Raw genomic sequence first — 25,045 nt, 5'->3', positions numbered from 1 at the left:
GTGGGGCGCATGAAGCCATGCGGAAAGAGGTAAAGCGTGCGAGCCCGTGATTTGTTCCCGCCCTTCCGGCCGGCGCCATCCTGATGTAGCACTCTTGTCCGAGAAACGTCCGAAGACTGCGACGGCGAGAGGAAACCCTGCGATGAGTGCACACAAAGCGACCCCGGAACAGGCTCGCGCCAAGATGGCCGCCTTCGACTGGGAGGATCCCTTCCTGCTCGAGGACCAGTTGACCGACGAGGAGCGGATGATCCGCGACGCGGCGCGCGCCTATTGCCGCGACAAGCTCGCCCCGCGGGTGACGGAGGCCAACCGCCACGAGATCTTCCACCGCGAGATCATGACCGAGATGGGGGCGCTCGGCCTGCTCGGCCCGACGATTCCCGAGGAATATGGCGGCGTCGGCGCCAATTACGTCTCCTACGGGCTCGTCGCCCGCGAGGTCGAGCGGATCGATTCCGGCTATCGCTCGGCGATGTCGGTGCAGTCCTCGCTCGTCATGCATCCGATCTTCGCCTACGGCACCGAGGCGCAGCGCAAGACCTTTCTGCCGAAACTCGCCTCCGGCGACTGGGTCGGCTGCTTCGGCCTGACCGAGCCCGACCACGGCTCTGACCCCTCCTCCATGATCACGCGGGCGAAGAAGGTCGACGGCGGCTATCTCGTCTCCGGCGCCAAGAACTGGATCACCAATTCGCCGATCGCCGACATCGCCATCGTCTGGGCCAAGTCGGAAGCGCATGACGGCAAGATCAAGGGCTTCATCCTCGAGCGCGGCATGAAGGGCTTCGAGACGCCAAAGATCGAGGGCAAGTTCTCGCTGCGCGCCTCGATCACCGGCATGATCATGATGCAGGACGTGTTCGTTCCGGAAGAAAACCTGCTTCCCGAGGTCGCCGGGCTCGCCGGTCCCTTCGGCTGCCTCAACCGCGCCCGCTACGGCATCGCCTGGGGTGCGATGGGCGCCGCCGAGTTCTGCTGGCACGCCGCCCGGCAGTATACGATGGACCGCAAGCAGTTCGGCAAGCCGCTGGCGCAGATGCAACTCATCCAGAAGAAGCTCGCCGACATGCAGACGGAGATCGCGCTCGGCCTGCAGGGCGCGCTGCGCCTCGGGCGGCTGTTCGACGAGCACCGCGCCTCGGCCGAGCTGATCTCCCTGATGAAGCGCAACAATTGCGGCAAGGCGCTCGACATCGCCCGCGTCTCCCGCGACATGCACGGCGGCAACGGCGTTTCCGACGAATACGGCGTGATCCGCCACGTCATGAACCTCGAGGCGGTCAACACCTACGAGGGGACGCACGACGTACATGCGCTGATCCTCGGCCGGGCGCAGACGGGCCTGCAGGCCTTCCAGTAATCCGCCCCTCCCCGATATCGCCAGGACGGCGGCCCGCGAAAAGCGGGGCGCCGTCTTTGCATTTCGTCAACCGCGCCCCGGCTAGCATCGCTCAGGTCATCGGTCGGGAGGACGCCATGTCCCTTCAGGGCGCACAGGAGCATGTCAGGCATCAGAACCAGAAGCGCAGCTTCGTCCAGCATCGCATCGACAGGCCGAGCCATGTCATCCCCGTCGGCCATCACCTGAGTGCCACGACCGAGTACGACTGCATCGTCCGCACGATCTCGTCGGCCGGCGCCATCATCGACCTCAGCGGCCGGGTCGAGCTTCCGGACAGCTTCTTCCTGCGCATCGGCGGCATGCAGGACGAGATCGGCTGCACCCAGGTCCGGAAGGTGAGCGACGAAAGGGTCGTCCGCTTCAACATGTTCCTCGATGCCGACTATCTCAGGCTGGTGATGTCGCGCTGATTCGGCCTTGCCCGAAGCTGCCCAACCGTTACGCCCGGACCCCAATGAAATGGTGTGTAAATTTTGAGGAATTGCCTTCAGCCAATTCCAACACATAGTTGCAACACTATCGTGGCGGGCATGACGTCCTGCTTCTTTCTGGAGAGTTGCAATGGTGGAGCTGGTTGACAAGCGGCAGAGCGGCGGCCTGTACGAACGCAAGTGGGAACGGTTCAGGATCAACCGCCAGGGCATGCTGCTCTCGGTGGGCTTCGATCTCGCGCTCCCCAAGGTCAGGAGCTGTCAGATCCTCGATATCTCGCAGGGCGGCGCCAGCTTCTCGGTCACCACCACGATCGGTCTCGGCCCGCACTATTATCTCACCGTGGTCGGCCTGATGGCCCGCGTCGGCTGCGCGGAGGTCTACCGCAACGACCACCGCATCGGCGTGCAGTTCATCAAGGAGATCGACGAGGAACTGCTGCACGAGATCGTCCGCGCCGACTACTTCACCGGTGGCGTGGCCACCAAGAAGAAGGAAGCGCCCACCACCTACATGCGCGGCGTCGATCGCCCGCGCTTCGCCTTCGAGCGCAACTGACCGGCAGCGGGGACCGCGCGCGGCGTTTCCCCGGCCATATGCGACCACCGCATGTTCGGGCGCGAAATGTAACGCCTTGAATTCCGCGCACTATCCCGCCGAATACCAATTCCCGTTTTTCAGAATCTGCAGTAGGGTGCCCGCCGCATGTGCCGGGCGGCCGAGCGTCGCCTGCGCACCCTCCCGCGCCGCTCAATCGAAGGTTTGCAGTCATGTCCGGCTTTTCCCGCTTCACGCCCCTCGCCAATGCGCTACCGTCCACCGTTCCCTTCGTCGGGCCGGAAGCGATCGAGCGCCAGCGCGGACGGAAAGTGCGCGCGCGGATCGGCGCCAACGAAAGCGGCTTCGGTCCCGCTCCCTCGGTCCTCAAGGCGATCCGCGAGAGCGCCGGCGAGACCTGGATGTACAGCGATCCGGAGAGCTTCGAGCTGCGCGAGGCGCTTGCGCTTCATCACGGTGTCTCGCGCGAGAACATCGCCATCGGCTGCGGCATCGACGGGCTGCTCGGCGAAATCGTGCGGCTGGTGGTGGAGCCGGGCACGCCGGTGGTCACTTCGCTCGGTGGCTATCCGACCTTCAACTACCATGTGAACGGCTATGGCGGGCGGTTGGTCACCACGCCCTATGCAGACGATCGGGAGGACCTGGACGGGCTGCTTTCGGCGGCGAAGCGCGAGGACGCCCCGCTCGTCTACCTCGCCAATCCGGACAACCCGATGGGAAGCTGGTGGGATGCCGACAGCGTCACGGCGTTTGCGCGTGCCCTGCCCGACAGCAGCCTGCTCATTCTCGACGAGGCCTATTGCGAGACGGCGCCGGCGGGATCCACGCCACCGGTCGACGCGCTGATCGGCCAGCCCAACGTGCTCAGGATGCGCACCTTCTCCAAGGCCTACGGGCTGGCCGGCGCCCGCGTCGGCTATGCGATCGGCACGCTCGGCAATGCGCAGGCCTTCGACAAGATCCGCAACCATTTCGGCATGGCGCGCATCTCCACGGTCGCGGCCCTGGCAGCGCTGGAGGATCAGGCGTATCTGGCCGACGTGGTGGGGCGCATTGCCGGCGCGCGCGAACGGATCGCGGCGATCGCCAGGCAGAACGGGCTTTCGCCCCTGCCCTCGGCCACCAACTTCGTGGCGATCGATTGCGGAGGCGACGGCGTGCGTGCACGCGCGATCGTCGACGGGCTGATGGAGCACGGCGTGTTCATCCGCATGCCCGGCGTGGCGCCGCTGAACCGCTGCATCCGCGTCAGCGTCGGGCCCGATGCGGATCTCGACCTGTTCGAGGCGGTGCTGCCGAAGGTTCTGAAGGCGGTGAGGTAGCTGGCAGGCAGTAGGCAGTAGGGTCGCGGACAGCATCATCTTCCGCAAGCTTTGTTGTTCTTGGTCAACCCTACGACCTACTGCCGATTGGCTATTGCCTTCTTCCTCAATGCACCGTCATCCATTCGCGGGCGGCCCGCAGCGCCAGGGCAAGATCGGTCTTGCTCATCGTGGCTGCGAGGTCGGCGCGCAGTTCGGCGGCCCGGTCGCAACCCTTGATGGCGGCGATGTTGAGCCACTTGTGGGCTGCGACGAGGTCGACGGCACAGCCGCGACCGGTCGCATACATCAGCCCCATCTCGCGCAGCGCATCGGTGCGGGTCTCGCCGCCGGTCATGGCGGCATTTTCCGAGTCGTGGATTTCGAAGCGTGCCATTTTCTTGTCCCTGTCCTTGTTTCTTCTTCTCGTATCGCCCTGTTTTGTCTGCCTTTCGAAGCCCTTCCGTCTTTGCGGTCGTTGATCTTCGAAGGTTTGTCCGGCCGGTTTTCTTCCGTGCTCGTCTTATGGCTCCACTATGCCAGCGGGCCTTCAAGGGACGCTTAAAATGCATGCTTAATTTGCGACAAACAAAGTTCAAACGCTTGGTAAACTTGGGTTTTTGTTAAGCATCGGACCGGCTGGAATGCAGCGGATTTGCTTCAAAATTTACGAAAAATTCAACCGGCGATTTAAACCGATCGCTAACCACACAAACGGGTCGGCCTGTTCATCGTCCGGAAAATACCGGCGCGATCTGCCCCGCGGCAGGCCCGGAAGTATCCCGAAAAACCGGCGGATAGCGCTTCTTCGGCAATTTACCTTTACGTTCGCGTCAGATAGCTTTCGCCGCATCGGGCCGGAGGCGCGCGACAGTCGCGCCGTTCAACGCAGGCGGCCCGAAACCGGGAGGACAATGATGACACGCAGGTTTGTTGCGGCCATGGCGCTGTGCCTTGGCGTTTGCGGCGGCGCATTCGCGGCCGAGCCGATCGAGGGAAACTGGAAGACCGCCAGCGGCGAGACCGCGGCCATCGAAAGATGCGGCGGCAGCTTCTGCATCACGCTCAGGTCGGGCAAGTTCGCCGGAAAGCGGATCGGCCAACTCGAAGGAAACGGCAACACCTACAGCGGGTCGATCACCGATCCGGTCGAAGACAAGACCTATAGCGGATCCGGCTCGGTCAACGGCAACTCGCTGACGATGAAGGGCTGCATGCTCAAGGTCTTCTGCAAGTCGCAGACCTGGTCGCGGATTTAGGAAGCGTCTGCCTCTGACGCAAGCGATACCAGCCCCCGTCTCCCCGGACTAGATCCGGGGTCCAGCGGCACCGCGTCTGCGGTTCGGAGAATGCTCTTTCCGCGCAAGGACTTGCGCGCGCTGGATGCCGGCTCGGAGGCCGGCATGACGGAAGGGGGAGGCAACGCCCGGCTGATCTTCGACGCAAGCCGAAAGGTTACGCCGACGCGGACAAAGTCTACCGTGCCCGCTGGTTGAACAGGACCTTCTGGGCCTCTTTGTCCTCGGCGAGGCTTGCCTGGCGGGCGCGCTCCTCCTGGCCGACCTCGATGCCGCGCTGGACGGCGGGGCGGGCGAGCACGGCCTCGAACCAGCGCTTGAGGTTGGGAAAGTCCTCGAGCGTCTGGCCCTGGTTCTCGTAGGGACGCACCCAGCCGATGCAGGCCATGTCGGCGATCGAATAGTCGCCGGCGAGATATTCGTGATCCGCCAGCCGCCGGTCCATGACGCCGTAGAGGCGATTGACCTCGTTGGTGTAGCGGTCGATGCCGTAGGCGATCTTTTCCGGCGCGTACTGGCGGAAATGATGCGCCTGGCCGGCCATCGGGCCGAGCCCGCCCATCTGCCAGAACAGCCATTCCTCGACCTGCACGCGGGCGCGCTCGTCCTTCGGGTAGAAGCGGCCGTACTTGCGGCCGAGATACTGCAGAATGGCGCCGGACTCGAAGACCGAGATCGGCGCGCCGCCGGGGCCGTCCGGGTCGATGATCGCCGGCATGCGGTTGTTCGGCGCGATCTTGAGGAAATCCGGCGCGAACTGCTCGCCCTTGCCGATGTTGATGTATTTCACCTCGTAGGGAACGCCGAGTTCCTCCAGCATGATGGTGATCTTATAGCCATTCGGCGTCGGCCAGAAAAACAGTTCGATCGGCTTGGTCATCCGGTTCTCCCTTGAGGCACCGCCGCGGATGGCTCCGGCGGCGTCCTGCACGCGTTCATCTTGCTCCTGTGCCCGAGCGCCGCAGGGTGTGCGGCGCGGCAAGGACCCGACTGACTTAGAAGCCGCGCACGGCCTCTTCAAGGTGCCGGCGGCACCTTTCCTGAACGCCAGATGAACCGACCTCTCAGGACGCATTCAGTCACGCCATGCGAAAAGGCCATCATCACATGACACCCAAGGGGAACGACGATGGAAATTCTGGCCCGCCGACTGACGATCATCTCGCTGCTCATGACCATATTCGCAGTCTCCGTGGCCGCCGCCGTGGAAACCGACGCCCGCCGCCACGAGCAGATGCAGCGCTACGGCACGGCCAGTGCCTGCACCGTTCCCGCGCTCTGCCCCGCAGCACTCTAGCTTTCAACCGCCAAAAGGGATGCGTCCCATGCCGCTCGCGCTCGTCTCCGGTCTCGCCGTCAGCCTTCGCATCCTCCTCCTCGCCACCCTGATGGTCGCGCCGCTGGCGGCCGTCTCCCTTGCCAACGGCACCAGCCTCGGCATCGGCAAGCAGGGCGCCGGCCTCGTCCTCTTCGTCACCCTGCAGCGCCAGGCGATGATCTGACGGGCTCCCGCTCCATCGGGTTGCGGAAATTTCCCGCCTGCACGCGAAAGCGATTTCCGCTTTCCGCCGGCTTCCGCTAAGGATCGGGCTCCCGTCCCACGGAGCCGCCATGCAGTCCTTCCTCGTCTATGCCGCCGCCGCCCTTGCCGAAATCGCCGGATGCTTCTCCTTCTGGGCCTGGCTGCGGCTGGAGAAATCGGCGCTGTGGCTGATCCCGGGCATGGCGGCGCTGGCCGCCTTCGCCTGGCTCCTGACGCTGATCGACACCAGCGCGGCAGGCCGGGCCTATGCGGCCTATGGCGGCGTCTACATCGCAGCCTCGCTGCTGTGGCTGTGGCTTGCGGAAGGCGTTTCCCCCGACCGTTTCGACCTTGCCGGCGCCGGCATCGCGCTCGCCGGCACGCTGGTGATCCTCGCCGCGCCGCGCTGACGGCCGACAATCCCGCCGAAAACATGCCGATTGCCGTGCGCAGGCGTTACTTTCGTCGCGTTTGCGTGCAGAATTGGCAGGACTTCAACGATTCACGAGCAAGAGCAACTTGTCGCCCACCGCCCTTCCCTTCTCCACGCCCGAGCCCTTCGAGCCCCGCACCTTCGACGACGCGGTCGCCGCAGTCGATTGCCTCGAAGCGCTCTACGCGCGCAACACGCAGTTTCTCACCGACGCCTTCACGGGGCTTGCGAAGATCGGCGCGCCGGACTGCCGCTACCGGGCCTGCTATCCGCAGGTGAGCGTGCAGACCACGAGCTTCGGCCATGTCGATTCGCGCCTGTCCTACGGCTATGTCGCCTCGCCCGGCATCTATTCCACCACCGTCACGCGGCCGAAGCTGTTCCGCCACTACCTGAAGGAACAGCTCGGCCACCTGATGCGCAACCACGGCGTCGTCGTCACCGTCTCCGAATCGGCGACGCCGATCCCGCTGCATTTCGCCTTCGGCGAAGGTGCCTATGTCGAGGCGGAGGTTGCCGAGAACATCACCGTGCCGCTGCGCGACCTGTTCGATGCGCCGGACCTGACCAATACCGACGACGAGATCGCCAACGGCTCCTACGAGCCCGGCCCCGGCGAGCCCTCGCCACTGGCGGCGTTCACCGCCCAGCGCGTCGACTATTCGCTGGCCCGGCTCAGCCACTACACGGCGACGAGCGCCAACCATTTCCAGAACTTCGTGCTCTTCACCAACTACCAGTTCTACGTCGACGAGTTCTGCGCCTGGGCGCGGCTGCAGATGGCCGAGGGCGGCAACGGCTATACCGCCTTCGTCGAGCCCGGAAACGTCGTCACCCAGGCCGGCAACGACAAGCCGGACACCGACCTGACGCTCGCCCGGCTGCCGCAGATGCCGGCCTACCACATCAAGCGCAAGGGCCATGGCGGCATCACGCTGGTCAATATCGGCGTCGGCCCTTCCAACGCCAAGACGATCACCGACCACATCGCCGTGCTGCGCCCGCATGCCTGGCTGATGCTCGGCCATTGCGCCGGCCTGCGCAACAGCCAGACGCTCGGCGACTACGTGCTCGCCCACGCCTATGTGCGCGAGGACCACGTACTGGATGACGACCTCCCGGTGTGGGTGCCGATCCCGGCACTTGCCGAGGTGCAGGTGGCGCTGGAGAGCGCGGTCGCCGAGGTGACGGGGCTCGAGGGCTACGACCTGAAGCGGATCATGCGCACCGGCACCGTAGCCACGATCGACAACCGCAACTGGGAACTGCGCGACCAGCGCGGCCCGGTGAAGCGGCTATCGCAGTCGCGCGCGATCGCGCTCGACATGGAATCGGCCACCATCGCCGCCAACGGCTTCCGCTTCCGCGTGCCCTACGGCACGCTGCTCTGCGTCTCCGACAAGCCGCTGCACGGCGAACTGAAACTGCCGGGCATGGCGACCGCCTTCTACCGCACCCAGGTCAACCAGCACCTGCGGATCGGCATCCGTGCGCTGGAGAAACTCGCCGGCATGCCGACGGAAAAGCTGCATTCGCGCAAGCTCAGGAGCTTTTTCGAGACGGCGTTCCAGTAGGCGGAGGCAATAGGCAGTCGGCAGTGGGGCGAACTCTGGCGGCCCTTACCGCGCCTTCGCCGGGATCCACGACAGCACCATCGACAGCGCCGTGCCGAGGCAGGCGCTGGCGACGATCATCAGGTGGGCGTTGATCGCAGCCTCCGCCACCCCTGACAGGGCCGCCCGGCCGCCCTCGGCGCCGAAGGCGATCGCGCCGGCGGTGATGCCGGCGGGATAGGTGCCGACGCCGCCCGGCGCATGCACCGGAAGAACCGAGGACAATTCGCCGCCGAGCGCGCCGCCGAAGGTGGCGGCGTATGGGGAGACGCCGAGCAGGCCCAGCACCCAGGCCAGCACCAGCACCTTGACGCCCCAGTTCAGCACGGTGAACGCCCAGGCGCGGACGAAGCCGCGCCTGTCGGCCGGAATGCCGGCCTCGACCTCGTCCAGCAGCCGTTCCAGCCTGCCCGGTAGATGGCCTCTCAGCAGCCGGAAGATCGGACCCTTGGCGGCGAAGAAGGCGAGCGGCGAGAGGAGGAACAGCGCCCACAGCAGCCAGGCGAGCGCATGGTTGCCGGCGTTGAGCACGAGCCCGATGCCGGCGGCGGCGCAGAGCGCGTGCAGATCGAGCAGTCGCATGACCAAAAGCGCCGCCGTCGCCCGCGGCAGGGGAACGGCGAATTGCGAGCGCATCAGGATCGGGAAGCTCGTCTCCCCGGCCCGGAACGGCAGCATGATGTTGAGGAGGTTGTGAACCTGGGTCAGCCGGAAGAGCTTGAGGAAATGCCCCCTCGTCTCGGCCGGGAAGTAGTCGTAGATCCGCTGGGTGCGCACGAGATAGGTCGCTGTCAGCAGAGAGAGGGCGGCAAGCGTCGTCCATGCGCCGACCTTCTGCCACTGCGACAGGAGCCGGCTCCAGCCCCACTGCCACTCGACGAAGGCAAGATAGGCGGCAAGGCAGGCGAGCGTCAGCAGCGTCATGGCATGGCGGCGCGCCAGACGGGATAGCCCGGATGGTCGGCTGGAATTCGGCGCGGAACTCATATAAGTGCTGGGTTTCCCTCGTCAGGTTGCGGGCGCGTGTTATCACGATCCGCATGATGAAAGAACTCCGCCGGAGTGGAGAAAGAAGCGTTGCAGGAAAATCCAGACACCATCGCCGCGGTCGAGCTCCAGCCGGCCGGCATCGAGATTTCGCTCGTCGTTCCCGTGTTCAACGAGGAAGAGAGCGTCGGGCCGCTGATCGCGCGCATCCGCGAGGCGATGGCGGGCTACGAACATTCGTGGGAACTGATCCTCGTCGACGACGGCAGCACCGACGCCACGCTCCTGAAGGCGCGCGAGGCGCTTGCCCTGCCCGACCTGAACATGGCGATCGTCGAACTCCAGCGCAATTTCGGCCAGACGGCAGCCATGCAGGCCGGCATCGACGCCGCCCGCGGGCGGCTGATCGCCACGCTCGACGGCGACCTGCAGAACGACCCGGCCGACATCCGCGCCATGGCGCAGGCGCTGGACGACCGCCAGCTCGACCTGCTCGTCGGCTGGCGCAAGAACCGCAAGGACGGGCTTTTCCTGCGCAAGATACCGTCATGGTGCGCCAATGCGCTGATCGGCCGGATCACCGGCGTGCGCCTGCACGACTACGGCTGCAGCCTGAAGATCTACCGCGCCTCGATCATCAAGCAGGTCAAGCTGATGGGTGAGATGCACCGCTTCATCCCCGCCTGGGTCGCCGGCGTCGTGCCGAGCTCGCGCATCGGCGAAATGGTCGTCACCCACCACCCGCGCACGCTCGGCACCTCGAAATACGGCATTTCACGCACCTTCCGGGTGATCCTGGACCTTCTCTCCGTCCTGTTCTTCATGCGCTACAAGGCGCGGCCGGGGCATTTCTTCGGCTCGATCGGGCTTGTGGCGGGCGCGCTCAGCGCTCTCATCCTCACCTATCTGTTCATCGACAAGTTCGCCTTCGGCAACGACATCGGCACGCGGCCGCTGCTGCTCGTCGGCGTCATGCTGTTTCTGTCGTCGATCCAGCTGATCACCACCGGCATCCTGTCTGAGATGATCGCCCGGACCTATTTCCGCGACGACGACACGCCGAACTACATCGTGCGGCAGACCTTCCGCGGCCCCTGAGATGACCCGCTTCCTGCGCGCCTCGCCGAACGCCGTCTTTATCCTGCTGGCGGTCTATTTCGCCGTCAATTTCCTGGTGCGGATGGCCTTGCCGGATTCGCTGGAGCGCGACGAGGCGCAGCAGGTCCTGCTGTCGCAATGGCTCGCCGCCGGATATGACACCCAGCCGCCCTTCTACAACTGGCTGCAATATGCGCTGATCCAGATCACCGGTCCCAGCGTCTTCGCGATCAGCCTGTTGAAAAACCTGATGCTGTTTGCCGCCTATCTCGCCTACGGGCTCGCGGCGCGCACGGTCCTGAAGGACCGGGACCTTGCGATCATCGCCACCCTGTCGCTGCTGACGATCCCGCAGATCGCCTTCGAGGCGCAGCGCGACCTCACCCACACCGTCGCCGTCGTCTTCGCCGCAGCGCTCTTCCTCTTTGGCTTCCTGCGCACGCTCGCCGCCCCGACCGCGCTCTCCTATTTGGTGACCGGCATCGCCATCGGCGTCGGCATGATCGCGAAGTACAATTTCGCCCTGCTGCCGGCCGCCGGCCTCCTCGCCATCCTGTTCGACCGGGAATGGCGGCAGCGGCTGTTCGACTGGCGGCTGCTCCTGACGGCCGGGGCCTCCCTCGTCATCGTCGCACCGCATGCGTTGTGGCTCTTCGATCACCTGGCGCTCGCCTCCGGCGGCACGATGGACAAGCTGTCGGACGGCGACACCGGGATTTCCTCACAGATCCTGGAGGGCCTGCTGTCGCTCGTCACGGCGGTCCTCGGCTTCTCGGCGGTGACCGTCGTGGTGTTCGCGATCGTCTTCCGGGGCGGCCTGTGGAAGGCGCTGAAGGCCGGAAACCGCTGGACGGGGCTGATCGAGGCGATGATGGCCTTCTTCCTGCTGGCGCTGCTGCTCCTGATCCTCTTTGCCGGCGCCGCGCACATCAAGGACCGCTGGCTGACGCCGCTGCTCCTGGTGCTGCCGCTCTATCTCTGCCTGAAGATCGAGGCGGCCGGTCGCGCCGATCCGCTGCAGCTGAAGCGCTTTGTCCCGATCGCGGCGGCAGTGATGATCGCGGTTCCGGCGATCCTGTTCGGCCGCGTCGCCGCAGCCGGCCTGACCGGCGACTACCAGAAACTCAACGTGCCGTATGACGCGTTTGCCCGGCAGATCGCTCAGGAAGGCGTGGCACCGGCCGTCATCTTCACCGACGACACGCAGCTCGCCGGCAACCTGCGCCTGCACTTCCCCGGCACGCCCGTCTTTTCCGAGAACTATGCCGATTTCGCGCCTGACATCAGCTGGAGCGCGCAGGCACCTGTCATGGTCGTCTGGCGCAACGAGGACGGCTCACCGGCTGAGGTGTCGGAGGAGCTTCTCACTGACGCCATACGCTTCGGCAAGGCCCAGCCGGCAGCCGCGCCGGACCTGCACCGGGTGGAACTGCCCTACCACTACGGCCGCGACGGCGACCGCTACAGCTTCAGCTATGCGTGGGTGTATCCGGCGGCGGAGTGAGCCGATTTCGATCAGCGCGGTAGTCGCTGTTGGCGCAGGCGCATGTCCTCCCCCGAGGGCTACCGTGTGAACGCGCGGTCCCTTCCTCCTCCGTCATCCCGGACCTGATCCGGGATCCAGCCCGCGCAAGTCCTTGCGCGAAAGAGCTTTTCCCGCGCCGCAGACGCGGCGCTGCTGGATGCCGGATCAAGTCCGGCATGACGGATAGGAAGGTTGGGCGGCCGAGCGAACGGGGCGCCCCCTACCCCCGCATCACCTTCCACGCATGATCCAGCCCCTTGCGGGTGATCGTGATCATGTCGTCGATCTCGGCGCGGGTGATCACCAGCGGCGGGGAATAGAGCATGCGGTCGCCGGTGGCGCGGAGCACGAGGCCGTTTGCGAGGCAGTGGTTGCGGACCTCGACACCGGCCCTCTCCTTGTCTTCGAAGCGCCTGCGGTCCGCCTTGTCCTCGGCGAGCTGGACGGCCGCCATCAGGCCTACGCATTGGGTCTCGCCGACCATCGGATGGTCCTCCAGCGACTTCAGGCCGGCTGCGAGATAGGGGCCGACGTCGTCGCGGACGCGCTCGACCAGCTTCTCGTCCTCGATGATGCGCAGGTTTTCCAGTGCTGCCGCGGCGCAGACCGGGTGGCCGGAATAGGTGAAGCCGTGGCTGAAGTCGCCGACCTCGTTCACCAGAACCTCGCCGACGCGGTCGGAGACCATGACGCCGCCGATCGGGAGATAGCCGGACGACAGGCCCTTGGCGATCGGCGCGAGATCCGGCTCGACGCCGAAATGCTGGTGGCCGAACCACTGGCCGGTGCGGCCGAAGCCACAGATGACCTCGTCGACGACGAGCAGGATGTTTCTCGCCTTGCAGATGCGGGCGATCTCCGGCCAGTAGGTCTGCGGCGGCACGATGACGCCGCCGGCCCCCTGGATCGGCTCGGCGACGAAGGCTGCGACATTGTCCTCGCCGAGCTCGTCGATCTTTTCTTCCAGCTCGCGCGCGACCTTCAGGCCGAAGTCCGACGGCGAAAGATCGCCGCCTTCGCCGTACCAGTAAGGCTGGCCGATATGGGCGATACCCTCGATCGGCAGCGCACCCTGCTCGTGCATGTATTTCATGCCGCCGAGCGAGGCGCCGACCACGGTGGAGCCGTGATAGCCGTTGCGCCTTGCGATCACCATCTTCTTTTCCGGCCTGCCGAGGGTCGCCCAGTAGACGCGGGCCATGCGGAACCAGGTGTCGTTGGCCTCGGAGCCGGAGCCGGTGAAGAAGACGCGGTTGATGTTCGGGCCGGCATGGGAGGTGATCTTCTGCGCCAGAAGCACGGTCGGCGGCGTCGTGGTGCCGAAGAAGGTGTTGTAGTAGGGCAGCTCGTTCATCTGCCGCGTCACCGCCTCGGCAATCTCCTTCCGGCCATAGCCGATGTTGACGCACCACAGGCCCGCAAAGCCGTCCAGGTACTTCTTGCCGTGGTTGTCGAAGATATAGCAGCCCTCGCCGCGCTCGATGATGCGGGTGCCGGCGGCGTTCAGCTTCTTCATGTCCGAGAAGGGATGGATGTGGTGGGCGGCATCAAGCGCACCGAGATTGGAGGCTGCGGCAGACAGGTTCGACATGGAAGATTTCCTCGGTCTTCAGGCGGATGCCCACGGGGATGTTGCTGCGATGTTGCGGGGTTTCGCCGGCTTCTCCCCCAAGCCCGCGAAAGCGCCCGCGCTCATTGAACGGCGGGTCAGAATAGGCTAGAAAAATGCCCATGTAACAGGCATTTGGCAAGAGAGCGGCGCAAGAATCGCTCGGCCGGATGCCCTGCACGAACCTGCCCGAGGCGAATACAGATCATGACCAACGACATCCCGGCGCGCACCGCCGTGCCCGCCAATGCCCCGCCCCGCATCGAAATCCTGCTGGTCGGCATGAACGGCGACCTGCGCGGCAAGCAGATCCCGCTGGAAGCGGAGAAGAAGGTCTGGGACGGCACCGTCCGCCTGCCCTCCTCCACCCAGTCGCTCGACATCTGGGGCGACGACAACGACGACATCACCGGGCTGTCGCTTTCGGTCGGCGATCCCGACGGCGAATGCGTGCCCGACCGCCGCTCACTCGCCGCCATGCCTTGGGCGCCGGCCGGTTCGAAACAGGTGCTCGCCACCATGCACGAGCTCGACGGCACGCCGAGCTTCATGTGTCCGCGCGCGATCCTCGCCAATCTGCTGAAGCGCTTCGACGAACGCGGGCTGACGCCGGTGGTGGCCACCGAGCTGGAATTCTACGTGGTGCAGGACGACTGGCGCCTAACCGGCCGGCCGCGGCCGCCGGAACGGCTGATGTATCGCGACCAGCCGAACGGCTTCCAGCTCTACGACATGAGCGCCGTCGATGCGCTCGACGACTACCTGCAGACGGTGCGGGCCTATGCCCGCGAGATGGAGCTGCCGGCGGATGCGACGACCGCCGAATTCGGCCACGGCCAGTTCGAGATCAACCTGCTGCACCGGCCGGACGCGCTGGCGGCCGCCGACGACTGCATCTACCTGAAGCGCGTCGCCGAGCAGGCCGCGCGCCGGCACGGGCTGAAATCCACCTGCATGGCCAAGCCCTACGCCGACCAGGCGGGATCGGGCCTGCACGTGCATGCGAGCATCATCGACCACGACGGCCGCAACATCCTCGACGCCAAGGGCGGCGATCCGGCGAAGCTGAAATCGGTCACCGCCGGGATGCTGAAGACGATGCGCGAGGCGCAGCTGATCTTCGCCCCCTTCGCCAATTCCTACCGCCGCTTCCAGCCGGGCTCGTTTGCGCCTGTCGATATCGACTGGGGCTTCGGTCATCGGGGGACCGCGATCCGCATTCCCGACAAGGACGGCCCAGCCGCCCGCGTCGAGCACCGCGTCGCCGGCGCCGACGTCAACCCCTACCTGCTTCTGACCGCCATCCTCGGCGGCATGCTGCTCGGTCTCGACCACGAGCTCGATCCGGGGCCGGCGACGGAACCGGGCAAGGACCCGGTCGGCGTGCCGCGGCTGACGCACGACTTCCTGACGGCGGTGGAGGAATTCTCCGCCTCGCCCTTCATCGCCGACGTCTTCGGCGAGCGCTACCGCAAGCTCTACGGCGACACCAAGCGCAAGGAGGCGATCACCTACCTGCGCACGGTCTCGGACTTCGACTACCAGACCTACCTGCCGCGGATCTGAGGCGGCCGGTCGGGTTCAGGCGGCCGCCTCGTTCCTAGGGGAGGATTGCTGCGCCTCGACGCGCGGGACGATCACCTTCAGTTCGCCCGCGTGCAGGCGGAGCGCCACGTCCTTGCCCATCGGCAGGAGCTCGCCGTCGATGACGCAATTGACGGCGCGGTCGATCTTGGGGAAATGCAGGTCGACGGCGCTGCCGGTCATCTCGGTCACGTCGGCGTTCTCGCGCAGCTTGCCGCGCAGGATGTCGGTGGCGAGCCTGGCGACGCCGCGGGACGTCAGCGGATTGGCGACGTAGAAGCCGAGATGGCCGCCGGTGACGTCGTCGGCATAAAGCAGCCCGTCATTGCCGAAGCGGTTGTTGGAAACGTTGATCGCCGAGACGCGGCGATGCTCCTTCACGCCGTCGACGTCGAACTCGACCTCGAAATCCGGCGGATCCAGCATGACGCCGACGGCGGCGCGCACGTTCGCCGCCATCTTGCCGACCCGCGAGCGGTAGGTCATCGCATTGCGCAGCCGCACCATGCGCGCGTGCATGCCGGCGGAAAACTGGTGGACGAAGGCGCGGCCGTTGGCGCTGCCGATGTCGGCCTCGGCCACGGTGCCTTCGGCGAGCGCGTCGAGCGCGTGCCAGATGTTGAGCGGGATGCGCAGGGTGCGGGCGAAGAGGTTCATGGTGCCGGCCGGGACGACGCCCAGCGAGATGCCGCTCTCCCAGGCGAAACCTGCCGCTGCCGAGATCGTGCCGTCGCCGCCGCCGGCGAGCATGGCGTCGAGATCGGTGCGGTCGGCACAGCGCCTGAGCGCCATCTCGATATCGGCGCCCTCGACGACATCGCAATCCAGATGGTGGCCGGCATCGCCGAACACCCTTTCGGCGTGGCGGACATAGGCTTCCATGTCGGTGGTGCGGAAGGTACCGCCATCCTTGTTGAATATCGCCTGAATCCGCATCGGGTTCTCCGGTCCTTGTCGCCCTCCCCAAACGCTCTCCGCATTAGATAGTTGCAAAGCGGCGAAATAACAGCGTGGCCGATCACATCTCACTTACGCGCGGCGAACGCGGCTGCCATGCAAAAATGCCGATAGTCAAACCTGCGGACGATGCTAACGTCGGAGTTTCCCGGCGAATGCCTTGCCGGGTCTATCCTGATGATTCTTCGCGCATGGCCGTTGGCCGGATCGTCTGCACCGCAGCCTGGGAGGAAGGCTGCCGGGCACGCTCCCATCCCGTTCCATGCGCCGTCCATAGAGAAATGCCGTGTCCGACCTCCACCTTGCCGAAACCGCCCTTTCCCCCGCCGACCAGGTCCGCGTCTCGCCGCTCACGGTGGCGCTGATCGTCTTCGCGCTCGCGGTCGGCAGTTTCGGCATCGGCACGGGCGAGTTCGCCATCATGGGACTTTTGCCTGATGTCGCCACCACCTTCGGCGTCTCCAACGCGCAGGCCGGCTATGTCATCAGCGCCTACGCGCTCGGCGTGGTCGTCGGGGCGCCGGTGCTGGCGGTGATCGGGGCACGCTTCCGCCGCCGCGATCTTCTGCTGGCGTTCATGGCGGTCTTTGCGATCGGCAACATCGCCAGCGCGCTGGCGCCGACCTTCGAGAGCTTCATCGCGATGCGCTTCCTGACCGGCCTGCCGCACGGCGCCTATTTCGGCGTGGCCGCCCTCGTCGCCGCCTCGATGGTGCCGGCCAACAAGCGCACGCAGGCGGTCGGCAAGGTGATGCTGGGCCTGACGCTCGCGACCCTGATCGGCACGCCGCTCGCCGCCTTCTTCGGCCAGATGCTCGACTGGCAGTTCCTGTTCGCCGCCGTCGGCTTCACCGGCGCACTGACCGCAGTCCTCATCGCCGTCTTCCTGCCGCGCGACAAGGCGCCGGTCGGCATCAACGCCTTCACCGAACTGGAAGCTCTGAAGCGCAAGCAGGTCTGGCTGACGCTCGGCATCGCCGCCACCGGCTTCTGCGGCATGTTCGCCGTGTTCACCTACATCTCGCCGATCGTGACCGAGGTTGCCCGGCTCGACCTCTCCATGGTCCCGGTCATCATGGCCGTGTTCGGCTCGGGCATGATCGTCGGCAACATCTTCGGCGCCAAGCTTGCCGACCTGTCGCTGATGCGCACGATCGGCTGGTCGCTGACGGTCTACTTCTTCGTGCTCGTCACGCTCTCGCTGACGGCCCACATCCCCGCCATGCTGTTTGCCTGCTGTTTCCTGATCGGCTGCAGCTTCGTCGTCGGGCCGGCGCTGCAGACGCGCCTGATGGACGTCGCCGGCAATGCCCAGACGCTGGCCGCGGCCCTGAACCACTCGGCCTTCAACGTCGCCAATGCGCTCGGCGCCCTTTTCGGCGGCATCGCCATCGACCTGGGCTACGGCTACGGCTCGATGGGCTTCGTCGGTGCCATCATGGCCGTCTGCGGCATGCTGGTGTTTGCGACGTCCGTGGCGCTCGACCGGCGCGACCGGCAGGTTCCGGCAACCATTGTTCCGGCGGAATGACCGGCTGACCTCCAGCCGCCCTTGAACGCGCAGCCGCAGTCATGAGGCGCGCGGCCGCCTGTCGATCTTCCCTTCCCTTCCTCCTCCCTTTCCCCTCCCGGCACCCGGACCGCAGGCCAGCCGGCCTGCGCGGTTGTGCCCTGCGGCCTGCAATCACGACCGGTTACAGGGGTGTTACCAAGGTGACACCTTGCGGCACCCGCTTTGGTAGAGATGTCTCCAGCGGCCCGCTGAACGAACCGAAAAGGAGCGGGGCGGGGCGCCCGGAAGCCGGTAACGGCGCCGGAAGATCGAACATGTGACCTGGAGATTGAAATGCCTCGCTTTATCGATTCCCTGACCGGTTCCGACTGGTTCGGCACCCTCGCCCGCACGGTGCTGACCTCCATGTTCTGGATGAGCGGTCTGGCGAAACTGATCGACTTCGATGCCGGCGTCGCCGAGATGGCGCATTTCGGGCTGGAGCCCGCCCCGTTCTTCACCGCCGCCGTCGCGCTGACGCAGTTGTTCGGATCGGCCTTCATCATCGCCAACCGCTTCACCTGGCTCGGCGCCGGCATGCTCGCGGTCTTCACCGCGCTGACCATCCCGATCGCACACGCCTTCTGGACGATGGAAGAGCCGTTCCGCACCCTCGAATTCTATTTCGTGATGGAGCACGTGACCGTCATCGGAGCGCTGATGGTGGTGACCTGGAAATCCGCCCATCCCGAACCGGTTGCCGCTACGGCGTAGCGGCAAAGGGACGCCGCCCCGCCCCCCAACTCCCGGGGCGGCGTCCTGATCGCATTCCGCTTCCGATCCCGAATCGGTTCGGTCCCCTCGACACCCTCCTCCTCCTGGCATCGCCCATCCTGACCGGTTTGCCGCTGCGGCGTAGCGGCAAAGGGACGCCGTCCCGCCCCCCAACTCCCGGGGCGGCGTCCCCGATCGGGTCGGCTCGCAGGGTCTGCGAGGACACGAGAACAAGGCAAAAGGCCCCGGCGCGATGCACCGGGGCCTCCTTTTTCGTTCCAGCGGGCGGTCCTGCGCTCAGCCGTGCACGATCTCGCGGTGGCGCTGCAGGCGCTTGCCGTAGGCCTGGCTGACGCGGTCGAAGATGATGGCGATGCCGACGATGGCCAGCCCGTTGAAAATGCCGAGGGTGAAGTACTGGTTGGAGATCGCCTTCAGCACCGGCTGGCCGAGGCCCTGAACGCCGATCATCGAGGCGATCACCACCATCGCCAGCGCCATCATGATCGTCTGGTTGATGCCGGCCATGATGGTGGGGAGCGCCAGCGGCATCTGCACGTTCTTCAATTTCTGCCAGCCCGACGAGCCGAAAGCGTCGGCAGCCTCCAGCACGTCCTTGTCGACGAGGCGGATGCCGAGATTGGTCAGCCGGATCATCGGCGGAATGGCGTAGATGACGACCGCGATCAGGCCCGGGACCTTGCCGATGCCGAGCAGCATGACGACGGGGATGAGATAGACGAAGCTCGGCATGGTCTGCATCACGTCGAGGATCGGGTTGATGACGTTCTGGAGCCGGTCGGAGCGCGACATGGCGATGCCGATCGGAATGCCGACCGCAATCGACAGCACGGTGCAGACGAAGATCATCGAGATCGTCTTCATCGTGTCGTCCCACATGTCGAAATAGCCGATGACCAGGAGCGTGCCGATACAGCCGGCGACGATCTTCCAGTTGCGGCTGGCGAGCCAGGCGATCAGGGCGATCGCGAGGATGACGATCGGCCAGGGCGTGCGCGTCAGGAGCCGCTCGGACTGGATGAGGAAGAACTGCAGCGGATCGAAGAAGCTCTCGATCGTGTCACCATAGGCACGCGTGAACGCGCGAAAGCCCTCGTCGATCGCCTTTTTCAGATCGCGCAGCGAATTGTCGTTCATGTGCGGAAATTTGGTGAGCCATTCCATGCCCGTTCCCCTTCTTCTTGCCTCTCTGCGCCACCGGCCGTGCTGGCGGCAGCTGCCGAAAAACCGGCAGGCGGCGCGCCCTTGCCGGACGCGCCGCCGAGTTTAACAGTTACAGGATCAGAGCGAAGCCTTGATCTTCTCTGCCGCTTCCGGCGAAACCCAGGGGGTCCAGAGGGCTTCGTTTTCCTGCAGGAAGTGCTTGGCGCCGTCCTCGCCGCTCGCCTGGTTGTCGGTCATCCAGGCCATCAGCTTGTTGACCGTGTCATTGCTCCAGGCGCGCTTGTTGAGGTAGCCCATGACATCCTCGCCGGCGCGGTCGGCGAAGCTCTTCGTCACCAGCGTCTGCACCTTGTCCTTCGGCCAGTCGTTCTTCTTCGGGTCCGGGCAATCGGCCACGGTGTTGCAGCGCTTCCACTCGGCCATGTCGGCGGGGACGCCGTGCTCGAGCTTGACCATCTCGTACTTGCCGAGCAGGGCGGTCGGGGCCCAGTAGTAGCCGACCCAGCCTTCCTTGCGCTCATAGGCCTTGGCGATCGAGCCGTCGAGGCCGGCGGCCGAGCCGGTATCGATCAGGCTGAAGCCGGCGGCTTCGCCGCCATAGGCCTTAAAGAGCTGCGCGGTGACGACGGTGCCGCCCCAGCCCTGCGGGCCGTTGTGGACGGCGCCCTTGGAACTGTCTTCCGGATCGGGGAACAGTTCGGGATGCTTCAGGGCATCGTCGATCGTCTTGATCTCGGGATTGGCGTCGGCGAGATATTTCGGGATCCACCAGCCCTGGACGGCGCCGTCCGAAAGCGCCACGGCGGCGCCGACGAGCTTGCCTTCCTCGAGGCCGCGGTTGACGACGTCAGGCAGAAGGTCCACCCAGCCCTCCGGCGCCAGATCGGGCGCGCCCTTCTCGATCATCGAGGTGATGGTGGGAACGGTGTCGCCGACGATGACCTCCGCATTGCAGCCATAGCCTTCGGAGAGGATGATGCTGTCGAGGGCCGCCAGGACCTCGGCGCTCTGCCAGTTCATGCTGGCGATCGTTACGTCGCCGCATTCGGCGTTTGCCGCGCCCGCAAGGCCGAACAGGCCGAAGGCGAGACACGTGGTTGCAAGAAGCTTCTTCATTGTCGGTTCCCTCTATCATCCGGCGGTGATTTCGCCCCAATGTCCGACTGCACCGCCGCAACCGGAATCGCGATTGGAAGCACCGGACCGGACCGACGGCGGGGCGCCGGACCGGTCGGATGCACAGGCAAGAGTTTTGCAGGCGTGCGGGGGAATGTCGCTCAGAATGCGTCCGGGACTGGTCCCATTGCGCCATCGCCATCAATTCGCCATGACCGGCCGGCTGCAACGCGACCAGCGCCGCCCGTCATGCGGGTGCGGCGCTAATCGGATGATAGCATTCAGCTTTTTCGCAAGGCCGTCGAGAATCAGGCCTGCAGCACGACGACCCGGTCGCCGGAATTGACGCGCTCGTAAAGGTCAATGACGTCGTGGTTGAGCATGCGGATGCAGCCGCTCGACATGGCGAGCCCGATCGATTCGGGCTGGTTGGTGCCGTGGATGCGAAAATGGGTGTCGTTGCCGCCGCGGTAGAGATAGATGGCGCGGGCGCCAAGCGGGTTCCACGGTCCACCTTCCAGGCCGCCGGCGAGCTTGCGATAGCGCTCCTCGCGGCGCTGCATGTTGAGCGTCGGCGTCCAGCGCGGCCATTCCGCCTTGCGCCCGACATAGGCGTTGCCGGCCAGCGCCAGCCCTTCGCGGCCGACGCCGACGCCGTAGCGCATCGCCTTGCCCTCGCCGAGCACGTAGTAGAGCCGGCGCGCCGGCGTATCGACCACGATCGTGCCGGCCTTGTACGGTCCCGCATAGGCGACTTCCTGGCGGCGCAGCTCCGGCTTGATCTTGTCGAGCGGCATCGCCTTCAGTGGAAACTTCTCGTCGGGAACGGCCGCGTAGTTGGCGACATGGCTCGGAGCGCTGGTGGAGCAACCGGCAAGCAGGGCGGACATGCCCAAGAGGAGGCCTCGGCGGGAAATCGACATGAATGTGTCCTTGGTCAGTCAATAATATGACCAAGGTTTATTGAGTTTATGGTTAATGAATTGATAAAGCGCGATTGGGGATCGTGATCACGAATGCGTCAATTGGAGCGTGCGCACGTTCCGCGGTTGCCTGGTGGCGGCAGCGCTCGTGGCGTTCATCCAGCGCAAAGCTGCACAGCGACTGAACCAGTTGGGCGGAAGCGATCCCGCGGCGAAGGCAGCGCCGCGAAGAAGATGGCACCCCGATGGCAGTTGGGGGCCGCTCGACTGATCCGGCAGCCCCCCGCCCCTCACATATTCGGATAGACCGGGCCCTCGCCGCCCTGCGGGGGCACCCAGTTGATGTTCTGGTTGGGGTCCTTGATGTCGCAGGTCTTGCAGTGGACGCAGTTCTGGGCGTTGATGACGAAGACGTCCTTGCCGTCCTTCTGCACCCATTCGTAGACGCCGGCGGGACAGTAGCGGGTCGACGGGCCGGCATAGACGTCGAGTTCCGAGGTCTTCTGCAGTTCCGGGTCCTTCACCTGCAGGTGGACCGGCTGGTCTTCCTCGTGGTTGGTGTTCGACAGGAACACCGAGGAGAGGCGATCGAAGGTGAGCACGCCGTCGGGCTTCGGGTAGTCGATCTTCTGGTGCTTCTCGGCCGGCTCGAGGCTCTGCGCATCGGTCTTGCCGTGCTTCAGCGTTCCGAAGAAGGAGGCGCCGAACAGGGTGTTCGTCCACATGTCGAGCCCGCCGAGCGCCACGCCGATCGCCGTGCCGAACTTCGACCACAGCGGCTTGACGTTCCTGACCTTCTTCAGGTCCGAGCCGATGGCGCTATCGCGCCAGCCGCGCTCGATCTCGATCGGCTCGTCATGGGCGCGGCCGCTTGCGATCGCGTCCGCCAGCTTCTCGGCGGCGAGGATGCCCGACAGCACCGCATTGTGGCTGCCCTTGATGCGCGGCACGTTGACGAAGCCGGCCGAGCAGCCGATCAAGGCACCACCGGGGAAGGACAGCTTCGGGACCGACTGGTAGCCGCCTTCGGTGATGGCGCGCGCACCGTAGGAAAGCCGCTTGCCGCCCTCGAAGGTGCCGCGGATGGCCGGATGCGTCTTGAAGCGCTGGAATTCCTCGAAGGGATAGAGCCAGGGGTTCTTGTAGTTCAGGTGGACGACGAAGCCGACGGCCACCAGATTGTCCTCCAGGTGATAGAGGAACGAGCCGCCGCCGGTCTTCATGCCGAGCGGCCAGCCGAAGGAATGCTGGACGAGGCCGGGCCTGTGGTTCTCCGGCTTCACCTCCCAGAGCTCCTTGAGGCCGATGCCGAACTTCTGCGGCTCGCGGCCCTTCGAGAGGTCGAACTTCGCAATCAGCTGCTTGGCGAGCGAGCCGCGCACGCCTTCGCCGATGAGGGTGTACTTGCCGAGCAGCGCCATGCCGCGGGTATAGTTCGGCCCCGGCTCGCCGGAGCGCTCGATGCCCATGTCGCCGGTGGCGACGCCGATCACCGCGCCCTCGTCGTTGTAGAGCACCTCGGTCGCGGCAAAGCCCGGATAGATCTCGACGCCGAGTTCCTCCGCCTTGGTCGCCAGCCACCGACAGACGTTGCCGAGCGAGACGATGTAGTTGCCGTGGTTGTTCATCAGCGGCGGCATGGCGAAGTTCGGCAGGCGCACCGAACCGGCCGGGCCGAGGACGAGGAAGTGATCGTCCGTCACCTCTGTCCTGAAGGGATGGCTGTCGTCCTCGCGCCAGTCGGGCAGCAGCCGGTCGATGCCGATGGGATCGACGACGGCGCCGGAGAGGATGTGGGCGCCGACCTCGGCCCCCTTCTCGAGCACGACGACGGAAAGCTCGGGATCGACCTGCTTCAGCCGGATCGCGGCTGCAAGGCCGGCCGGCCCCGCGCCGACGATCACCACGTCGAACTCCATGCTCTCGCGTTCGGGAAGTTCCATCGCTTCGCTCATCCGTTCCTGCCTCCGCTGCCATCCCCTTGACGGCTGACTGTTATTGCGGCCGTCATGGCAAATGCGCAAGTCTCTGTCGAGCCAAGGGACGACAGGAAATGTCCGCATTTGCGCATGACGTCATGCCCGACGGTGGACATTTTCTTACGTTAACGTTTACGTCAACGGAAAATCCGGCCGGGCAACCGTTTCTCCCCTGCCCGACGGGCGCCTGCGTCCGATGGGCCTGTCGCAGCCTATGACCAACGCCGCGAGCATTCTTGACGATTGCGGAACCATTCTTGACAGGATCGGCACTCCACTGCCGGCCGAAGACGTCGCGGACGGTTTGGCAAGCCGTGACGGGCGTATTATAGCCATATGCCGACTGGCCGGCCGACGACTGCCCGCGTGGACGAACCATGGACGTGGCACCGATCGGCACGGCCTCCCGAAGAATAAACCAGCAGGAGAAGACAGATGGATCTCGGCATCAAGGGTAAGAGGGCGCTTGTGCTCGCCTCGTCGCGCGGGCTCGGCCGGGGCATTGCCGCAGCGCTGGCGCGCGAGGGCGCGGACGTGCTGCTGTGCGGACGCAATGCCGAAGACCTTGCGGCAAACTGCGCCGCCATCAACGCTGAAGGTGGCGGGCGCGCCTCGTTCGTACTCGCCGACCTGTTCGAGGCGGACGTGGTCGAAAAGCTCGAGGCGGCGGTCGCCGAGAAACTGGGCGGGATCGACATTCTGGTGAACAATTCCGGCGGCCCGACGCCGGGATCGACCGAGGACATGACGCCGGAGACGCTTGCGAACCATTTCAACGCGATGGTGCTGCGCCTGATTGCGCTTACCAACCGGTTCCTGCCGCAGATGAAGGCGCAGCGCTGGGGCCGCATCCTGACGGTCGCCTCCTCCGGCGTGATCGAACCGATCCCCGGGCTGGCGCTGTCGAACACTCTGCGCCCGGCCCTTGCCGGCTGGTCGAAGACGCTTGCCACCGAAGTGGCGCAATATGGCATCACCGCCAACATGCTCCTGCCCGGAAGCATCCGCACCGACCGGCTGGAAAGCCTCGATGCGGCCGCAGCCAGACGCAGCGGCCGGTCGATCGAGGCGGTGCAGGCCGCTTCCGAGGCGGAGATCCCGGCCCGCCGCTACGGCCGGGTGGAGGAATTTGCCGCCACCGCCGCCTTCCTCTGCAGCGAGCCCGCCAGCTACGTGACCGGCACGCTCGTGCGCTGTGACGGCGGCGCTGCGCGATCGACCTGAGCGAAGGACGCGCCCGACCCTGCCGCG

Annotated in this window: 24 protein-coding genes; 15 read left to right on the top strand and 9 right to left on the bottom strand. The window is 65.6% G+C overall.

What is annotated here, in order from left to right:
• The first annotated feature begins 142 nt into the window (after nucleotides 1–142).
• The 4 genes from LQK81_RS03190 to LQK81_RS03175 all read left to right on the top strand — a co-directional run bounded on the left by LQK81_RS03190 (nucleotide 143) and on the right by LQK81_RS03175 (nucleotide 3,720).
• Nucleotides 143–1,363 carry an acyl-CoA dehydrogenase gene (locus LQK81_RS03190; protein WP_230803315.1) on the top strand — a complete coding sequence of 407 codons (1,221 nt, stop codon included), beginning with the start codon at nucleotides 143–145 and terminating at the stop codon, nucleotides 1,361–1,363.
• 116 nt (nucleotides 1,364–1,479) lie between these two features.
• Nucleotides 1,480–1,815, top strand: a complete 336-nt coding sequence (locus tag LQK81_RS03185; protein WP_230803314.1) for a hypothetical protein — start codon at nucleotides 1,480–1,482, stop codon at nucleotides 1,813–1,815.
• Between the two features lie 151 nt (nucleotides 1,816–1,966).
• The gene (locus LQK81_RS03180; RefSeq protein WP_230803313.1) at nucleotides 1,967–2,395 is read left to right on the top strand and encodes a PilZ domain-containing protein; all 429 of its coding nucleotides are present in this window, start codon (nucleotides 1,967–1,969) and stop codon (nucleotides 2,393–2,395) included.
• A gap of 212 nt (nucleotides 2,396–2,607) precedes the next feature.
• Entirely contained in the window at nucleotides 2,608–3,720 is a 1,113-nt protein-coding gene (locus LQK81_RS03175) for a pyridoxal phosphate-dependent aminotransferase (protein ID WP_230803312.1), read from the top strand.
• A gap of 106 nt (nucleotides 3,721–3,826) precedes the next feature.
• Here the strand turns inward: LQK81_RS03175 and LQK81_RS03170 are convergent, their stop codons facing one another.
• Nucleotides 3,827–4,096, bottom strand: a complete 270-nt coding sequence (locus LQK81_RS03170) for an SEL1-like repeat protein (RefSeq protein ID WP_230803310.1) — start codon at nucleotides 4,094–4,096, stop codon at nucleotides 3,827–3,829.
• 520 nt (nucleotides 4,097–4,616) lie between these two features.
• On the opposite strand from LQK81_RS03170, the gene LQK81_RS03165 reads away from it, so the two are divergent.
• On the top strand, nucleotides 4,617–4,958 hold the full coding sequence (locus tag LQK81_RS03165; protein WP_230803308.1) for a DUF2147 domain-containing protein: 342 nt from the start codon (nucleotides 4,617–4,619) through the stop codon (nucleotides 4,956–4,958).
• A 217-nt stretch (nucleotides 4,959–5,175) separates the two neighbouring features.
• On the opposite strand, the gene LQK81_RS03160 is transcribed toward LQK81_RS03165, so the two are convergent.
• Entirely contained in the window at nucleotides 5,176–5,877 is a 702-nt protein-coding gene (locus tag LQK81_RS03160) for a glutathione S-transferase N-terminal domain-containing protein (protein ID WP_230803306.1), read from the bottom strand.
• A gap of 249 nt (nucleotides 5,878–6,126) precedes the next feature.
• Between LQK81_RS03160 and LQK81_RS03155 the strand changes: the two genes are divergently transcribed.
• From LQK81_RS03155 to LQK81_RS03140, 4 genes are all read left to right on the top strand, one after another.
• Nucleotides 6,127–6,294 carry a hypothetical protein gene (locus LQK81_RS03155; protein ID WP_230803304.1) on the top strand — a complete coding sequence of 56 codons (168 nt, stop codon included), beginning with the start codon at nucleotides 6,127–6,129 and terminating at the stop codon, nucleotides 6,292–6,294.
• A 28-nt stretch (nucleotides 6,295–6,322) separates the two neighbouring features.
• Nucleotides 6,323–6,499: a hypothetical protein gene (locus tag LQK81_RS03150; protein WP_230803302.1), complete on the top strand. Its 177-nt coding sequence runs from the start codon at nucleotides 6,323–6,325 to the stop codon at nucleotides 6,497–6,499.
• A 109-nt stretch (nucleotides 6,500–6,608) separates the two neighbouring features.
• Nucleotides 6,609–6,929 (top strand): YnfA family protein, encoded by a 321-nt coding sequence (locus LQK81_RS03145; protein WP_230803300.1) that lies wholly within the window; start codon nucleotides 6,609–6,611, stop codon nucleotides 6,927–6,929.
• Between the two features lie 109 nt (nucleotides 6,930–7,038).
• The gene (locus LQK81_RS03140) at nucleotides 7,039–8,526 is read left to right on the top strand and encodes an AMP nucleosidase (protein WP_230803298.1); all 1,488 of its coding nucleotides are present in this window, start codon (nucleotides 7,039–7,041) and stop codon (nucleotides 8,524–8,526) included.
• Nucleotides 8,527–8,571: 45 nt separating this feature from the next.
• Here LQK81_RS03140 and LQK81_RS03135 read toward each other — a convergent pair whose 3' ends face one another.
• The gene (locus LQK81_RS03135; protein ID WP_230803297.1) at nucleotides 8,572–9,552 is read right to left on the bottom strand and encodes a lysylphosphatidylglycerol synthase transmembrane domain-containing protein; all 981 of its coding nucleotides are present in this window, start codon (nucleotides 9,550–9,552) and stop codon (nucleotides 8,572–8,574) included.
• 90 nt (nucleotides 9,553–9,642) lie between these two features.
• On the opposite strand from LQK81_RS03135, the gene LQK81_RS03130 reads away from it, so the two are divergent.
• On the top strand, nucleotides 9,643–10,650 hold the full coding sequence (locus LQK81_RS03130) for a glycosyltransferase family 2 protein (RefSeq protein ID WP_230803290.1): 1,008 nt from the start codon (nucleotides 9,643–9,645) through the stop codon (nucleotides 10,648–10,650).
• Nucleotide 10,651: 1 nt separating this feature from the next.
• Nucleotides 10,652–12,154 (top strand): ArnT family glycosyltransferase, encoded by a 1,503-nt coding sequence (locus tag LQK81_RS03125; RefSeq protein WP_230803288.1) that lies wholly within the window; start codon nucleotides 10,652–10,654, stop codon nucleotides 12,152–12,154.
• Between the two features lie 241 nt (nucleotides 12,155–12,395).
• Here LQK81_RS03125 and LQK81_RS03120 read toward each other — a convergent pair whose 3' ends face one another.
• Nucleotides 12,396–13,766: an aspartate aminotransferase family protein gene (locus tag LQK81_RS03120; RefSeq protein ID WP_230803287.1), complete on the bottom strand. Its 1,371-nt coding sequence runs from the start codon at nucleotides 13,764–13,766 to the stop codon at nucleotides 12,396–12,398.
• Nucleotides 13,767–13,991: 225 nt separating this feature from the next.
• Between LQK81_RS03120 and LQK81_RS03115 the strand changes: the two genes are divergently transcribed.
• On the top strand, nucleotides 13,992–15,350 hold the full coding sequence (locus tag LQK81_RS03115; protein WP_230803286.1) for a glutamine synthetase family protein: 1,359 nt from the start codon (nucleotides 13,992–13,994) through the stop codon (nucleotides 15,348–15,350).
• A 15-nt stretch (nucleotides 15,351–15,365) separates the two neighbouring features.
• Here the strand turns inward: LQK81_RS03115 and LQK81_RS03110 are convergent, their stop codons facing one another.
• Nucleotides 15,366–16,304, bottom strand: coding sequence for a diacylglycerol/lipid kinase family protein (locus LQK81_RS03110; protein ID WP_230803285.1), 939 nt, complete (start codon nucleotides 16,302–16,304; stop codon nucleotides 15,366–15,368).
• A 307-nt stretch (nucleotides 16,305–16,611) separates the two neighbouring features.
• Between LQK81_RS03110 and LQK81_RS03105 the strand changes: the two genes are divergently transcribed.
• Nucleotides 16,612–17,856 (top strand): MFS transporter, encoded by a 1,245-nt coding sequence (locus tag LQK81_RS03105; protein WP_230803283.1) that lies wholly within the window; start codon nucleotides 16,612–16,614, stop codon nucleotides 17,854–17,856.
• A gap of 315 nt (nucleotides 17,857–18,171) precedes the next feature.
• Nucleotides 18,172–18,591 carry a DoxX family protein gene (locus LQK81_RS03100; protein ID WP_230803281.1) on the top strand — a complete coding sequence of 140 codons (420 nt, stop codon included), beginning with the start codon at nucleotides 18,172–18,174 and terminating at the stop codon, nucleotides 18,589–18,591.
• Between the two features lie 297 nt (nucleotides 18,592–18,888).
• Here the strand turns inward: LQK81_RS03100 and LQK81_RS03095 are convergent, their stop codons facing one another.
• The 4 genes from LQK81_RS03095 to LQK81_RS03080 all read right to left on the bottom strand — a co-directional run bounded on the left by LQK81_RS03095 (nucleotide 18,889) and on the right by LQK81_RS03080 (nucleotide 23,770).
• Nucleotides 18,889–19,776 (bottom strand): ABC transporter permease, encoded by an 888-nt coding sequence (locus LQK81_RS03095; protein ID WP_230803279.1) that lies wholly within the window; start codon nucleotides 19,774–19,776, stop codon nucleotides 18,889–18,891.
• 117 nt (nucleotides 19,777–19,893) lie between these two features.
• Entirely contained in the window at nucleotides 19,894–20,892 is a 999-nt protein-coding gene (locus tag LQK81_RS03090; RefSeq protein WP_230803277.1) for an ABC transporter substrate-binding protein, read from the bottom strand.
• Between the two features lie 308 nt (nucleotides 20,893–21,200).
• Nucleotides 21,201–21,815, bottom strand: a complete 615-nt coding sequence (locus LQK81_RS03085; RefSeq protein WP_230803275.1) for a L,D-transpeptidase — start codon at nucleotides 21,813–21,815, stop codon at nucleotides 21,201–21,203.
• A 290-nt stretch (nucleotides 21,816–22,105) separates the two neighbouring features.
• Nucleotides 22,106–23,770, bottom strand: a complete 1,665-nt coding sequence (locus LQK81_RS03080) for an electron transfer flavoprotein-ubiquinone oxidoreductase (RefSeq protein ID WP_230803274.1) — start codon at nucleotides 23,768–23,770, stop codon at nucleotides 22,106–22,108.
• Between the two features lie 459 nt (nucleotides 23,771–24,229).
• Here LQK81_RS03080 and LQK81_RS03075 point away from each other — a divergent pair, with 459 nt between their 5' ends.
• Nucleotides 24,230–25,018 (top strand): SDR family oxidoreductase, encoded by a 789-nt coding sequence (locus tag LQK81_RS03075; RefSeq protein WP_230803273.1) that lies wholly within the window; start codon nucleotides 24,230–24,232, stop codon nucleotides 25,016–25,018.
• The last annotated feature ends 27 nt before the right edge of the window (nucleotides 25,019–25,045 follow it).

This window comes from Rhizobium sp. GN54 (genome assembly GCF_021026345.1).
GTDB lineage: Bacteria > Pseudomonadota > Alphaproteobacteria > Rhizobiales > Rhizobiaceae > Mycoplana.
Note: the sequence above shows the minus strand (reverse complement) of the source record. Positions and strands in the feature narration are given on the sequence as shown.

Bases quoted from the DNA above. Each gene is read 5' to 3' on its own strand.
- LQK81_RS03190 (WP_230803315.1), top strand. From the start codon at position 143: ATGAGTGCACACAAAGCGACCCCGGAACAGGCTCGCGCCAAGATGGCC.
- LQK81_RS03185 (WP_230803314.1), top strand. From the start codon at position 1,480: ATGTCCCTTCAGGGCGCACAGGAGCATGTCAGGCATCAGAACCAGAAG.
- LQK81_RS03180 (WP_230803313.1), top strand. From the start codon at position 1,967: ATGGTGGAGCTGGTTGACAAGCGGCAGAGCGGCGGCCTGTACGAACGC.
- LQK81_RS03175 (WP_230803312.1), top strand. From the start codon at position 2,608: ATGTCCGGCTTTTCCCGCTTCACGCCCCTCGCCAATGCGCTACCGTCC.
- LQK81_RS03170 (WP_230803310.1), bottom strand. From the start codon at position 4,096: ATGGCACGCTTCGAAATCCACGACTCGGAAAATGCCGCCATGACCGGC.
- LQK81_RS03165 (WP_230803308.1), top strand. From the start codon at position 4,617: ATGACACGCAGGTTTGTTGCGGCCATGGCGCTGTGCCTTGGCGTTTGC.
- LQK81_RS03160 (WP_230803306.1), bottom strand. From the start codon at position 5,877: ATGACCAAGCCGATCGAACTGTTTTTCTGGCCGACGCCGAATGGCTAT.
- LQK81_RS03155 (WP_230803304.1), top strand. From the start codon at position 6,127: ATGGAAATTCTGGCCCGCCGACTGACGATCATCTCGCTGCTCATGACC.
- LQK81_RS03150 (WP_230803302.1), top strand. From the start codon at position 6,323: ATGCCGCTCGCGCTCGTCTCCGGTCTCGCCGTCAGCCTTCGCATCCTC.
- LQK81_RS03145 (WP_230803300.1), top strand. From the start codon at position 6,609: ATGCAGTCCTTCCTCGTCTATGCCGCCGCCGCCCTTGCCGAAATCGCC.
- LQK81_RS03135 (WP_230803297.1), bottom strand. From the start codon at position 9,552: ATGAGTTCCGCGCCGAATTCCAGCCGACCATCCGGGCTATCCCGTCTG.
- LQK81_RS03125 (WP_230803288.1), top strand. From the start codon at position 10,652: ATGACCCGCTTCCTGCGCGCCTCGCCGAACGCCGTCTTTATCCTGCTG.
- LQK81_RS03120 (WP_230803287.1), bottom strand. From the start codon at position 13,766: ATGTCGAACCTGTCTGCCGCAGCCTCCAATCTCGGTGCGCTTGATGCC.
- LQK81_RS03115 (WP_230803286.1), top strand. From the start codon at position 13,992: ATGACCAACGACATCCCGGCGCGCACCGCCGTGCCCGCCAATGCCCCG.
- LQK81_RS03110 (WP_230803285.1), bottom strand. From the start codon at position 16,304: ATGCGGATTCAGGCGATATTCAACAAGGATGGCGGTACCTTCCGCACC.
- LQK81_RS03100 (WP_230803281.1), top strand. From the start codon at position 18,172: ATGCCTCGCTTTATCGATTCCCTGACCGGTTCCGACTGGTTCGGCACC.
- LQK81_RS03095 (WP_230803279.1), bottom strand. From the start codon at position 19,776: ATGGAATGGCTCACCAAATTTCCGCACATGAACGACAATTCGCTGCGC.
- LQK81_RS03090 (WP_230803277.1), bottom strand. From the start codon at position 20,892: ATGAAGAAGCTTCTTGCAACCACGTGTCTCGCCTTCGGCCTGTTCGGC.
- LQK81_RS03085 (WP_230803275.1), bottom strand. From the start codon at position 21,815: ATGTCGATTTCCCGCCGAGGCCTCCTCTTGGGCATGTCCGCCCTGCTT.
- LQK81_RS03080 (WP_230803274.1), bottom strand. From the start codon at position 23,770: ATGAGCGAAGCGATGGAACTTCCCGAACGCGAGAGCATGGAGTTCGAC.
- LQK81_RS03075 (WP_230803273.1), top strand. From the start codon at position 24,230: ATGGATCTCGGCATCAAGGGTAAGAGGGCGCTTGTGCTCGCCTCGTCG.